11 protein-coding genes are annotated in these 12,734 nt (G+C 42.1%); 3 read left to right on the forward strand and 8 right to left on the reverse strand.

Going from position 1 to position 12,734, the window contains the following annotated elements:
• Positions 1-13: 13 nt before the first annotated feature.
• From CF394_RS06235 to CF394_RS06250, 4 genes are all read right to left on the reverse strand, one after another.
• On the reverse strand, positions 14-382 hold the full coding sequence (locus CF394_RS06235; protein WP_094942370.1) for a GtrA family protein: 369 nt from the start codon (positions 380-382) through the stop codon (positions 14-16).
• Positions 379-1,260: a UTP--glucose-1-phosphate uridylyltransferase GalU gene (gene galU, locus CF394_RS06240; RefSeq protein ID WP_094942371.1), complete on the reverse strand. Its 882-nt coding sequence runs from the start codon at positions 1,258-1,260 to the stop codon at positions 379-381. The genes CF394_RS06235 and galU overlap by 4 nt, the downstream gene beginning before the upstream one ends.
• 91 nt (positions 1,261-1,351) lie before the next feature.
• Positions 1,352-3,367, reverse strand: a complete 2,016-nt coding sequence (locus tag CF394_RS06245) for an LTA synthase family protein (RefSeq protein ID WP_094942372.1) — start codon at positions 3,365-3,367, stop codon at positions 1,352-1,354.
• Between the two features lie 15 nt (positions 3,368-3,382).
• Positions 3,383-4,894: a glucosyltransferase domain-containing protein gene (locus CF394_RS06250; protein WP_165767474.1), complete on the reverse strand. Its 1,512-nt coding sequence runs from the start codon at positions 4,892-4,894 to the stop codon at positions 3,383-3,385.
• A gap of 184 nt (positions 4,895-5,078) precedes the next feature.
• On the opposite strand from CF394_RS06250, the gene CF394_RS06255 reads away from it, so the two are divergent.
• Together CF394_RS06255 and CF394_RS16210 are read left to right on the forward strand one after the other, a co-directional pair.
• A complete protein-coding gene (locus CF394_RS06255; RefSeq protein WP_094942374.1) occupies positions 5,079-6,029 on the forward strand; it encodes a glycosyltransferase family 2 protein in 951 nt (316 codons plus the stop codon).
• 4 nt (positions 6,030-6,033) lie between these two features.
• Positions 6,034-7,170, forward strand: coding sequence for a D-alanyl-D-alanine carboxypeptidase family protein (locus tag CF394_RS16210; protein ID WP_094942375.1), 1,137 nt, complete (start codon positions 6,034-6,036; stop codon positions 7,168-7,170).
• Between the two features lie 45 nt (positions 7,171-7,215).
• On the opposite strand, the gene CF394_RS06265 is transcribed toward CF394_RS16210, so the two are convergent.
• The 4 genes from CF394_RS06265 to CF394_RS06280 form a co-directional block, all read right to left on the reverse strand.
• Entirely contained in the window at positions 7,216-9,366 is a 2,151-nt protein-coding gene (locus CF394_RS06265) for a S8 family serine peptidase (RefSeq protein WP_094942376.1), read from the reverse strand.
• Positions 9,367-9,452: 86 nt separating this feature from the next.
• The gene (locus CF394_RS06270; RefSeq protein ID WP_094942377.1) at positions 9,453-10,082 is read right to left on the reverse strand and encodes a queuosine precursor transporter; all 630 of its coding nucleotides are present in this window, start codon (positions 10,080-10,082) and stop codon (positions 9,453-9,455) included.
• A gap of 11 nt (positions 10,083-10,093) precedes the next feature.
• Complete coding sequence (queF, locus tag CF394_RS06275; RefSeq protein ID WP_094942378.1) at positions 10,094-10,594, reverse strand: preQ(1) synthase; 501 nt, start codon at positions 10,592-10,594, stop codon at positions 10,094-10,096.
• A gap of 188 nt (positions 10,595-10,782) precedes the next feature.
• On the reverse strand, positions 10,783-11,397 hold the full coding sequence (locus CF394_RS06280) for a PH domain-containing protein (protein WP_094942379.1): 615 nt from the start codon (positions 11,395-11,397) through the stop codon (positions 10,783-10,785).
• Between the two features lie 208 nt (positions 11,398-11,605).
• On the opposite strand from CF394_RS06280, the gene CF394_RS06285 reads away from it, so the two are divergent.
• Positions 11,606-12,694, forward strand: coding sequence for a CapA family protein (locus tag CF394_RS06285; protein WP_094942380.1), 1,089 nt, complete (start codon positions 11,606-11,608; stop codon positions 12,692-12,694).
• Positions 12,695-12,734: the final 40 nt, after the last annotated feature.

The raw sequence follows: 12,734 nt of genomic DNA on the forward strand, positions 1-12,734 counted from the left end.
AGTTCCCCTCGTTCTAGTTACTTTTAATAATTTTACGAGACAATACAAATGTAAATGGAATTGTTCCAACGGAAGCTAGTAACGAACTAATTTTCTCATTGACGCCTAACCAGTCGGTAAAGACGATGATGAGTCCCGTTGAGATGATGATTTGTACCACATAAACAAGTGGAAACTGAAAGAAAGAGCGCCACGAAACGCGGGCTCTATAAGTAAATAATGTATTTAAAAAGTACGAGCCTATCATACTGATGACAAAGGCGATCCAGTGTGAAGGAACATAGTGAAGCTCTACCACTTCAGTAAACAGCACAAACCATCCAAAATAATGCAGTGTATTAAAAACCCCTACAGCTATAAATCGTAATAATTCTTTGTTCATGTGCGAGCCTTCTTATCTTGTAAAATTTCAAGAAGGTAGGCAAGGACATCGTCTTTCAAATCAGGACGCTTCAACGCCAAATCAATCGTAGTTTTTACAAATCCTAGTTTTTCTCCAACATCATAACGTTGTCCTTCAAACGCGTAGCCAAAGACTTCCTGCGAATGGAGTAGTTGCTCGATTGCATCGGTCAATTGGACTTCTCCTCCAGCCCCCACTTTTTGTTGATCTAAAATCGTGAAGATTTCAGGAGTTAATATATAGCGTCCCATAATGGCCATACGAGAATCCGTAGTTCCAGGTTGTGGTTTCTCAATCATTCCCTCTACCTTATAGACCTTACCTTGCTGTTCTTTATATTCAATAATTCCATAACGATTTGTTTCGTTTGCAGGAACTTCTTGAACTGCTACAACTGAGGCTCCTGTTTGATCATAGTGATTGATCAATTGTTTCAAACCTGGTGTCTCGGCATCGATGATGTCATCACCTAGTAATACAGCGAAGGGTTCATCCCCGATAAACTTTCGAGCACACCAGACAGCATGTCCAAGTCCCTTTGGCTCTTTTTGACGAATGTAATGAATTTCTACATTTCCTGATTGACGCACGTCAAATAACTCTTGAAGCTTTTGTTTTTCTTCTAAATGACTTTCGAGTTCAAACGAATGGTCAAAGTGGTCTTCAATCGCTCGCTTGTTTTTACCCGTTACAATTAGAATATCTTCAATTCCAGAAGCAATGGCCTCTTCTACGATATATTGAATCATCGGTTTGTCGATGATAGGTAGCATTTCTTTTGGCGTAGCTTTAGTCGCTGGTAAAAAACGAGTGCCAAGCCCCGCTGCTGGAATGATGGCTTTTTTGATTGGTTTCATATGACCTCTCCTATTTCTCTAGTTCTACCGTTTTGGATTTCATCAATTCACCGCCACGAGAATTGTAAACGATGAATTGAATTTGATCCCCTTAGGATACTTTATCAACTGGTACCGTGAACTTGGAAAGTCCGGGTTCAAGTCGTTGCCATCCAAAGGATTCTGTAGGCTCACCATTTACAACAACTTTTGTATATTTAGGTGCGCCATGTAGTGTCCATTCGTAATTTATTTCAGTTACAGTTGATTCTACAATTTCTAGAGAATCGTAAAGACCTAGATGAAAATCTTCTTGAATAGGGACCTCTCCCACTTGCTCTTCCATATAGCGGTCTCCGTGTAACCAATCATGTTGAATGAGTTGTAAATCTTCCATTGCAGATGTTCTAGGTTCCTCTTGGTCTGGCCACTGAGCAAACGGGATCCGTTCGTTGCCTTCATTCATAACAGTTTGGCCGATTGATGTGATGGTATTACCCTCAATACCAGTAAGTTCAGTCATAATAGCTGGTAAAAAGTTCGGTGAGATGTTTTGCTGTTTCGACTCGATTCCTTTTGAACTCCAAATGAAGTAAGGAACACTGTGCATCGTCAAGAAATCTTGATAGTTCCCGTTCCAGTCTTCTGCAAGGTCTGTTCCTAAAGGTCCGTAAAGTTCATTCCCATTTGGAAAACTTGGGAGATGATCTCCCCAAAATACAACAATCGTTTCTTCTTCTTGAGACTCCAACGTCTCTAGTAAACGACCAAGCTCTCTATCGGCCTCATGAACTTTATCAACATAATCGTTTAAATAAGGTCGCACTTCATCCGTTAAGGCATCTGGTTTTACGAATTCGGATTCTTGCTGACGTCCATATGGCATGTGCGCTTCTGTTGACACTGCGTGAATAAAGTCAGGAGCTTTAGTAAACTCTAACGTTTCCAAAATAGCGTCCGTCATATGTTGATCCGTTGGAAAGGCTCCGCCTGGAGTATTTGGCTTCTCAAGATTCATAAATTCACCAGAGATGTACTGATGAAATCCCAGGTTTTTATACACTGAATTTCGTTGATAAAACCAAGCAAAGTACCCGTGGATGGCAGTAGCCTCATATCCAGCCCGCGTAAATAAAGAAGGTAAAGCTGGGACAGGTTGATAGAGGAAGAGTTGATAAGGCACATAATCTGGTCGCATGAACTGCATGCTAAAACCAGTTAACGCCTCAAATTCAACATTGGCTGTCCCCCCTCCGAACTCAGAACTATACATGGTTCCATGAATGGATTCAGTTGCATAGTTTCTAAAGTTGGGAACAGGGTCTTTTTGAAAATGCTGTTCTCCAAATGTATACGGATCGATAAATGATTCACTCATGATATAGATAACATTTGGTTTGGTCTCGTTCGTAGAAGCAGACACTGGGTACCGCTTAACTACTTGGTCGATTGCTTGTTCCGAGTACCCTTCAGGTGGCTTTACTTCCGATTCTTTTGCAAGCACAACAAAGTTTGCTAGCATTCCGTTATTCTTCATTCCTACTTCAAGCTTCCATAGCGTCTTTTGTAACCCCGCATATTGCGATGGTGAGAAAGGACGATCCGTCCAAAGGGCGAAAAAGAAGAATGCAGAAGCTGCAAATACAAGAAGCTTAATTGCCCACCATTCTCGCTTCTTAGGAAGCATGTATAGAATGAATGCAAACACTACGATACTAAAGACTACTCCAGCTGCAAGTACCCCTAAATTAATTTCTACAGGAAACTCAAACCCTGTCACTTCACGAAACAATCTAAAATCATCCAGTGTTACTGGTGCACTTCGTAGTTCAAGTTTAAATCGATTGGCTACTCCAAATAGTAGTAACAAAAGTGTCAACAAGAAACTCATCGTGTAATAGAGCTTTCTTGGTAAAATATGGAGCACTCCAAATAAAGAAACGTACATGACATAGTTTAATAAGAAGCGTTTATCAAAAGATGTAATCCACTCAGGTACAGGCATGTTCAACATACCCCGAACTAACCATTCATTGATTAGCAGCAGGACGAGGGGAACAATAAAGACAGTCGACAAAGTGATTACAGACAAAATCCACTTTGGCAGTATTCCATTAAGTCTGCTCATTACACTTCCCCCTTCCTACTTCTCTTGAAACTTTACAACTACAATTCCGTTGATCGTGTCTACCGCACCTTCACGTGGCCAAGTGGGCATTTGTTGGAATTCTTCTGTTTCTTTTAGAGCCTCTATTTCATCAGACTTCGCGTATTTCACTGGTGTACCAAGAACCGTATCGAAGAAATAGTTGAACTGATACGGGACAATCAAAATGCGCTCTCCCACAATTCCCGTCAATGCAGGAAGCTGCTCTTTCACAGGGCCTGCCCCCACACTACTGCGCACAGCATATCGCCCTACGATTGCTACTTTTGTCTCTCGTGTGTACTCCGGTTGACTTTCGATTCGAGCAATGACACGATTCGCAAATTGTGTGGTTTTCTCAAAACGCAGTTGAAGGTGCAAATACGAGATATTTGCAATAATTGCTGAGTTAAAAATAGTTAGTGACAAAGCTAGAACAGAGAACCATGCCAACACTTTTTGAGTTGTTGCATATTCATAAAATACAATCAATGTCATATAAAGTGTGACGAGCCCCATGATCATTAACACATGATAGACTACGCCTGGTGACACAAAGTATAAGCTGTAAGTAAAGAATGGGATGATAACAATTCCACCAGCTACTAGAAGTATTCTGTGTACCGGACGTTTGAATGCAAATGCGACTACAAAAGCAATAAGTAACACTAAGACGATAGCATTTGCAATATGGAACATGGTAATGGTTCCGTCTGAAACGATTCCCCCAACAAAGAAGTCTAAGAAATCATCTTTACTTTCAGTGAGCAAAGCACGAATACTGTCTGAACGTTCTCCGATTTCATTTAAACCTTGGTAGTTTCGGATGGATGTTGAAAGGCGTTGATACAAGAAAAAAGTAACGGCATACAGTCCCATTCCACCTACTACGGTTGCAATCATTCGACCCAGATCAAGTAAAATCTCTTTAAGTGATCTTTCAGAATCAAGTAATCGATGGATAATAACGACAGTTGCAAGAGCCATAGCAAAAGGTAAATTGGCTTGATAAATTCCTACTGCCACATAAAAAAAGACCGAACCTAGTAGAAACCCAAAACGCCATTTCAGTGTGACAAGTAAGGCAAGCGCCACCATGAAGTAACCAAAGATATAAGCATCTGCAGTGAACATATAAGCAAACGTTGAAGTGATAACTGGGAATGTGACGAGCACTCCCGCAAGCATGTAAATAGAAAATGATTTTTTTAAATTTAACAATTCAATTAAAACAATGACTAAAAGGCTCATATAAAAAATTGATAATAACCCATTGATCATAGAGAGATCAAAGTAAGAGCCTATCCAACTGACAGGTCCTAAAAAGAACCGCCCTAATCCAAAGTTCAATTGATCTGCATACGTATTCACTAATCCATCATGATTGGGAATGTACTGCGTGAAAATAATGAGATGTGTAAGTAGTCCGATGATCCAAGTGGCTATAAATCCTTTTTTCCATTCCGGTGTAATTTTCTTCTTAAATTTTCCTAACAATTCTTCTGGCATTCTTTTTGACCCACCCATTCAAGCTTTTTTCTCTGTTTTCATCCACTAAGTATAGCATGATTAGCAAGACATTCAGGAAAGAAATTGGAAATCTCCTGTGCTTTTTCCCATTCCTCCTTCATTTGACGTATACTGAGAAAGAAAGATACAAAAAGGAACGGTATTGTTTAAAGGAGCTAGTTGAATGAAACGAATTACACTGTTAATCCCCGCTTACAATGAAGAAGAAGTTCTCCCCCTCCTAATCCGAAGATTAGATGAAGTGACTTCTAAGTTACCGAACTATGCATTTGAATATTTATTTGTGAATGATGGAAGCACAGACCGTACGTATGAACTACTCTGTGAATTCCATGCAGCTCACCCTCTTGTTTCTGTGGTAAATCTATCACGTAATTTTGGCAAAGAATCTGCTATGCTTGCAGGATTTGATTACATAAAGGGCGATGCGGTAGTCATCTTAGATGCTGATTTGCAGGATCCGCCGGAACTGATTCCTGAGATGATCGAGTACTGGGAGCAAGGGTATGAAGACGTCTATGCAAAACGAAAAAGTCGTGAAGGTGAATCTTTCTTCAAAAAATGGTCATCTGAGCGGTATTATCGCATCTTAGAGAAACTTTCAGATGTTCCGGTTCAAAAAGATACTGGAGATTTTCGTTTATTAGATAGAAAATGTATTACTGCCCTTCAGTCTATTCGTGAATCTAAACGCTACACAAAGGGCATGTTCAGCTGGATTGGTTTTCGCAAGAAAGAAATTTTGTTTGACCGAGATGCCCGAGCCGCTGGTGATACAAAGTGGAATTATTTGAAGTTAGTCAATTTAGCATTAGATGGAATTACTTCCGCCACAATTGCTCCACTACGTTTTGCATCATGGAGTGGTATTGCGATTTCATTGTTAGCCTTTATCTATATCATTTTCATCATTGTTCGTACGCTACTATACGGAGATCCTGTGGCAGGTTATCCTTCCATGATGGCCGTCATCCTGTTTCTAGGAGGCGTTCAACTATTGTCTCTCGGGATTATCGGCGAATACTTAGGAAAAATCTTTTTTGAGACGAAGAAGCGCCCTGTCTATTTCCTAGATGTTTATTTACCTGCTTCCACTCTTGAAGCGAAGGAGTGATTTTATGAAAAAGTGGTTGGTAGTACTACTTATCTTTCTGTTTTTAGGAACGGCAACACCTCAATCTGCTGACGCAGCTACTACAGGACCGACTTATATCGACGGCATTCTAATTGTTAATAAAACGTACAGTCTCCCTTCGACTTACGCCCCGGGTGAAAGCAAGACAGCACGAGCGGCATTCGATCAAATGGCCGCTGCAGCTAAAAAGGATGGAATCGGGATGTATGCATTTAGTACATACCGGTCTTATAGCCGACAAAAGGAACTGTACGACAATTATGTGAAAAAATATGGTCAAAAAGAAGCGGATCGTTTCAGTGCAAAGCCAGGTCATTCTGAACATCAGACAGGATTAGCATTTGATATTTCACAAAGTGGCGCATCCGATGTCTACGCAGAATCCGCTGCCACTCGATGGCTAGCTAAGAATGCGTATAAATACGGCTTCATCTTACGCTACCCTCAAAATAAGGAACACATCACAGGGTACATGTATGAGCCTTGGCATTACCGCTATCTTGGAGTCAAAACCGCAACTGCTGTTTATACTAGCGGGAAGACTTTGGAAGAATATTTAGGCCTTTATCCAGTAAAACCTCCCGTTCCGCCGGGAATCTATACCGATACACCACAGACACACTGGGCTTACAAAGATATCGTCTATCTGTCTGACCAAAAGATTATTACCGGTTTTAAAGATGGCAGCTTCCAACCTAATAAGAAAACGACACGAACAGAGGCAGCTATCATGTTAGTAAAAGCTTTGAAGCTACCTCTTGAAACGGGTTCTCTTTCCTATCCAGATGTTTCCGATGATCATTGGGCAAAGCCGTACATCTATACAGCCACCAAGGCGGGTTTGTTTGTTGGTAATGGGAATGGCAACTTTAGACCGGCAGCGGGAATCACTCGTGCGGAAGTCGCGGCAGTCCTAAGCCGCGCGTATGGGTTACAACATACGGATCAACCACTCCCATTCGGAGATGTAAGTGAGAACTACTGGGCATACGAAGACATCCAGAAAGTTTACGAAAACAAGCTAGCTTCTGGTTATGAAGACGGTACATTCCAGCCAACAACTCTCGCTACTCGCGCTCATTTCGCAGCGTTTTTAGCTAGAACGATGCAACAAGAGTAGTAACAAAAAGAGCCTCTTCCCCAAAAACGGAGAAGAAGCTCTTTTCTATTTCATAGCTTTCATCAAGAACTGAGAGAACTCGGAACGTTTAGTAGGGTTAGAAGGTTTAAATGAACCGTCTGGATAACCTGCTGTGATTCCCGCTTCAGCTAAAGACCCAATGGCTTTAGATGCCCAATGGCTTTCATTCACGTCTTTAAATGGGAGTGTGTCGCTAGAATTCAATTCATAAGACTTACTCAAAATTACAGCCATTTGTGCACGAGTCAATTGACCATTCGGATTAAACGTTCCGTCCGGGTTTCCTGTAAATATTCCTGCGGCTGTTGCTGCTGCAATAAAATCTGATGCCCAATGGGAACTAGGGACATCCTTAAAGCCCGGCATCCCCTGCTTATAAGGGAGTTCCAAAGCTTGTGAAATCATTCGAGCAGCCTCAGCGCGTGTCGTGTAACGATCTGGTCGGAACGTCCCATCTGGATAGCCGCCGATAATTGAATAATCTCGTAAATAGGCTACGGCATCATGCGCCCAGTGTGAAGCACTAAAATCAGGATAGGCTCCATTTTGTACAGTAATTGTTTTCTCTGCAGTTAGACGCGTTTGTTCATTCACTGCAGAGATACGGAGAGAAGTTCCTACTGATTGAGGTGTAACGTACACATCAAACTTTCCAAACCAGTCTGCTTTGGCAGTTCCTAGTTCTGTAGCTCCTTTGTAAACTGTTACTTCACTCCCGGGAGCTGTGTATCCTATTAGATGTGTTGAATAATTTGTTACAATTTGCCCTGTCCAGACTTCCATTTGTGAGGAAGCGGCTACGATAACCGTCGATAGAGGGCTCTCATTCCCTAGACTATCAACTAGCTGAACCGTCAACTCAGTTCCAGCAGGCTGTTTCGGTATTTCAACTGTAAAGGTCCCTTTTCCCGTGAAGCCTGATTTTTTAGCGATTTGCCCTAAATTGTTGCGAACAACTATAGTTGATTTAGGGAGCACACCTGTTACCGTGCCTGTCACTTGCCCTTGAGAAGACGAAACCGGAGCAAGGACAGGAGCCTCTAGGTCAAATTGAGTCAATGCTGCATAGGCATCTACACGACCGTACCCAGATTTTGAATCCCAACCAGTTGCCCCCAAATCTTTAGTAGTAGCAAGCAACTGATTTTCGATATCCGTATTTGTAAAATGTGGGTTCTGCGCTTTAATGAGCGCAGCGACTCCGGCTACAACAGGAGTCGCCATCGAAGTACCCGACATACGAAGGAACCCATTATTTGGTGTGGTTGAATAAATGCTTTCCCCCGGAGCGACAAGATCAAGCGTTTCTCCCCAGTTAGAATATGTAGAGACTGCATCTGACCGATTGGTCGACCCGACAGACAATACGTTATCAAAACCAGCTGGATAACTGATTAGGGATGTCGATTCATTTCCTGATGCCGCAAGAATCACTAGCCCTTCATTATGTGCGGTTTGTACAGCGTCATCCAAGATTTCGCTGTAAAAAGGACCACCTAGACTCATCGAAATAATATCTGCGTCGTTAGCAACTGCATACTCAACACCCGCGACGATATCGCTAAGATACGCATCGTCTCCATTAAACACGTCCACCAAATACATTCCGGTTTTAGGAGCTACACCTGCACCCATCAGTCCATTGTTTGCAGTAGCTCCGACAATTCCAGCGACATGAGTTCCATGTTCTTCGATAGAAAATTGGGGTGCAGTATTCATAGCTGCGGTGAAGCGACCAACTAGTTCAGGGTGTTTTGTATCAAACCCATCATCTAATATAGCTACATGTACATCTGGCGATCCCATTGTGATATCCCAGGCCTGTGCCGTACCAATCAATCCATGATGGTACTGTGTTGAGAAATACTGATCAGTCGGCGTCACCATTTTTTTGTAGCGGTAGTTCGGTTCTGCAAGTTCCACGTCACTTCGTTTTTCAAGTTCTTGAATCAACTGAGTCGCAGATTTACCTTCTGGAACCTCTACCGTGACAACGGATTGATTTTGCTGGACAGTTGCCGATTGCACTTTAAAGCTCTGTTCCAACCGATCTGTATTTTGCTGCTTCATCTTGACTACGACGGTTTCCGACTGCTCTGCTGCTTCAGCTTGAAGAGCAACTCCTCCTGCTAGAAGAAATCCTGCAACGGCAGCTGCCACTGTTGTCTTTTTCATTATCCGCACTCCCTTTTCACTCACTACTCACAGTATATAAAAAGAGCTGGGTGAAGTACTAGTGTAAATTGTCATACCTTACCAAATCATGTCGTTTGCACAACAAGTTCTTTTTGCTGTTTGCGTATTCCGTACACTGCTCCGTAAACAAGTGGAGTAGTAGCAATAGTCGCAAAGAACTTCACGACATATTGAGTAGCAATCATTCCGAGCAATACAGCTGTTGGAACCGTCCCAGCAAATGCGATAGTGATGAAAATGGATGTATCTACTAATTGACTCGCCATCGTAGAAGCATTGTTGCGAAGCCATAGTTTTTTAGTGCCATGCTTTTTCTTCAGACGGTCGAATACATAGACATCTAGGTTTTGACTGATGAAATACGAAATCAAGCTAGCTGCGATGACTCGAAGGCTACCATTAAGGATCGTCTCGAAAGAAGCTTGTCCTTGCCAAAACGATGCGGACGGTAGAGCGACAGTAATACTAATAAAAACGAGAGCGATGACTTGTGTGATCAAGCCTGCACGAACTGTTTGTTTCGCTTGTTCTTTCCCGTAAACTTCGACGATGACATCGATAATCGGATACGTGAAGATATAAATCACGACAGCGGCAGGTAAAACTGCGAATTCGCCAATTGAAACTAGTTTTACCGCAACAATGTTGGCAAGGATCAGAAGGCCGACAAATAAACCATTTAAATAAAGTAACATGCGCCTTCCTCCTATCGGTTATCTACTTTTTCAGGATATAAATCATGATTCATCAGACGGTGGAACGCCATCTCTTCATATTTAGTGCCTGGCTTCCCGTAGTTGCACCATGGATCAATAGAGATTCCACCACGTGGTGTGAACTTGCCCCAAACTTCGATGTAGCGTGGGTCTAGTAGCTTGATCAAGTCGTTCATGATGATGTTGACGCAGTCTTCATGAAAATCTCCGTGGTTGCGGAAGCTGAAGAGATACAGTTTGAGTGATTTGCTCTCCACAATTTTCTGATCCGGAATGTACGAAATATACATCGTCGCGAAGTCCGGTTGTCCTGTAATCGGGCATAGACTTGTGAATTCCGGTGCATTGAATTTTACGAAATAATCACGATTGGAGTGTAAGCTATCTACAGCTTCCAACACTTCCGGTGCGTAGTCCTGTGGATACTTCGTTCCTTGATTCCCTAATAACGTTAACTCATCTAATCCTTGTTCGTGTGTTCTTCCTGACATGAAAAAAATCCTCCTTGAATGCCTGCTGCTTCAAGAGAGGAAAAACATACGAATGCATACAAAAAGCCATGTCCGGCGATGGACATGGCGAAATGACATGAATCCATAGTTTTTTATAGAGGGTGTCCGCTATGAACCTCTCCTGCCTCAGCAGATTTATTTGCTTTTTTACTATATCAAATTCGTGCTTAGTTTAAAATGTATTTTTTGAAGACGTCTCCGAAATCTTTTCTCACATACGTCTCTTGATTCTTTTTCATCCACTCAAATGCGTACTCATTGATACGAGAGAAATCCTCTGCCATACGGCTTTCTGACGGGCGAGAGTTGTTCATTACAGTAGCTGCAACATCAATGCTCTTTGCAGACATGTTCAGGTACTTTTCATTTTCGTGAACTTCTTCAGAAATATGCAGCAACGATTTATAAAGGTCTTTCAAACGTTCCAACTGCTTTTTATCCACATCGATATCGAAAGGAACATTGCCCATCTGGAACTTGATTTCTACATCTAAGTCCACAGTTCCTGCTGTCTCAAGCATGACGTGAGAGATCGGGTGACGGTGGTAGCTATACCGTTTCAAAGTTCGTTTAGATGAGACTGCACTATCACCATCTACATGGATCAATGCTAAATTCGTGAAGCAGTACTCATCCATTTTCGTCTTGATTAAAAAGTAGATTTCTTCTTGGTCTTCATGGCGGACGTAGTCATCTGATTGCGTTTTGTCGTAATCCTGTGGGTCAATGATTTTTCCGATATCTGAGATTCCTAATGCGTCTGATGCAAACTTTTTTAACATGGTCATCTCTCCCTTTTCAGTCTACTTTTAGCATACGCGAACGGGTGGAGTTGCTCAAGTGGGAATTGCGACAAAGGTTGGGTGATTCGCGTCAACTTCCGACCGATTCGTGTCAACCAGTTTCCTTGAAGAACTAGTTGCAGCTATACAACCTTCGTCTTACCGTCTATGATAAAAGTAATAGAGACTATAAAAAGGGGTGGATTGTATGAAGTGGGTTACGTGGCTGTCATGGGCAATTTTAATTCTCGTTGTTTCTGTCGTCGGCTATACGCAACTTTATGGAGTGGTCCACACTTTACTGAGATCCGCTCCACCACCTATAGCCGCATTTGATGGTGTTTCTCGCACTGCTCAAAAGTTCGAATTGCCTGTTGAAACGATTACAATTGGGATGGCTGGCGATGTACTTTTACATGATACGCTAAACAATTATGTTGATTACCGTCCTTCTTTCGAAGGAGTACGTGAGATGACAAACGAACTTGATTTTTTTATCGTCAACTTGGAATCTCTTGCTGCAGGAGAAGCTTTTGGTTTGTCAGGATATCCGAATTTCAATAGCACGGAAACCATCCTAGATGGGATCAAGGATTTAGGAAGCGACCTCGTGATGGTGTCGAACAATCATACTTTAGATAAACGACCAGCAGGTCTCCAGGCTTCCCTTGCCAATCTTAAAGAGCGAGAACTTCCTTATGTAGGAGCCTACAGTTCTAAAGAAGATGCTGATCAACCACGAATCTTCTCTGTAGGTTCTGTTAAAATTGGTGTTGTTTCCTATACTTATGGTTTGAATGGCCACAGAGTTCCAAGTGATCAATCTTACTTAGTTAATTTAATTGATGTCGCAAAGATTCAAAAAGACATTCGCGAACTAGAGGATCAGGTTGATTTGACAATCGCTTTGATGCACTGGGGAACGGAGTACGAACTTGATGCAAATGATGAACAGCGTTACGTGGCAACGATTGCGCATCAAGGAGGTGCAGATATTATCTTTGGTGGCCACCCTCATGTTTTGCAACCGTATGAACTTCTTGAGACAGGTGACCAACAAACGCATATCTTTTACTCGCTTGGAAACTTCTTCAGTGGGCAAACCATTGAAAACACAAATTACGGAGGTATTGCCGTTATGAGGTTCACTTCAGATGGAAAGCAAGTGTTGTCAGCTACTCCTTCGTTTTATCCTACAGAAGTGACTTTTACACCGGAGCGAGTTGTAGTCAACCCGATGACAGATACAGATGCCAATCGATGGACAAGCCATGTTGGGGTTCCAAAATACGAATAACTACTCACTTAAAAAGCCCAGGGCGCATGCCCTGGACTTT

This window comes from Tetzosporium hominis (assembly GCF_002265435.1).
Lineage (GTDB): Bacteria > Bacillota > Bacilli > Bacillales_A > Planococcaceae > Chryseomicrobium > Chryseomicrobium hominis.

Coding starts and splice junctions, on each gene's coding strand:
- CF394_RS06285 (WP_094942380.1), top strand. CDS start 11,606: ATGAAGTGGGTTACGTGGCTGTCATGGGCAATTTTAATTCTCGTTGTT.
- CF394_RS06280 (WP_094942379.1), bottom strand. CDS start 11,397: ATGTTAAAAAAGTTTGCATCAGACGCATTAGGAATCTCAGATATCGGA.
- queF (WP_094942378.1), bottom strand. CDS start 10,594: ATGTCAGGAAGAACACACGAACAAGGATTAGATGAGTTAACGTTATTA.
- CF394_RS06255 (WP_094942374.1), top strand. CDS start 5,079: ATGAAACGAATTACACTGTTAATCCCCGCTTACAATGAAGAAGAAGTT.
- CF394_RS06245 (WP_094942372.1), bottom strand. CDS start 3,367: ATGAGCAGACTTAATGGAATACTGCCAAAGTGGATTTTGTCTGTAATC.
- galU (WP_094942371.1), bottom strand. CDS start 1,260: ATGAAACCAATCAAAAAAGCCATCATTCCAGCAGCGGGGCTTGGCACT.
- CF394_RS06270 (WP_094942377.1), bottom strand. CDS start 10,082: ATGTTACTTTATTTAAATGGTTTATTTGTCGGCCTTCTGATCCTTGCC.
- CF394_RS06250 (WP_165767474.1), bottom strand. CDS start 4,894: ATGCCAGAAGAATTGTTAGGAAAATTTAAGAAGAAAATTACACCGGAA.
- CF394_RS06265 (WP_094942376.1), bottom strand. CDS start 9,366: ATGAAAAAGACAACAGTGGCAGCTGCCGTTGCAGGATTTCTTCTAGCA.
- CF394_RS06235 (WP_094942370.1), bottom strand. CDS start 382: ATGAACAAAGAATTATTACGATTTATAGCTGTAGGGGTTTTTAATACA.
- CF394_RS16210 (WP_094942375.1), top strand. CDS start 6,034: ATGAAAAAGTGGTTGGTAGTACTACTTATCTTTCTGTTTTTAGGAACG.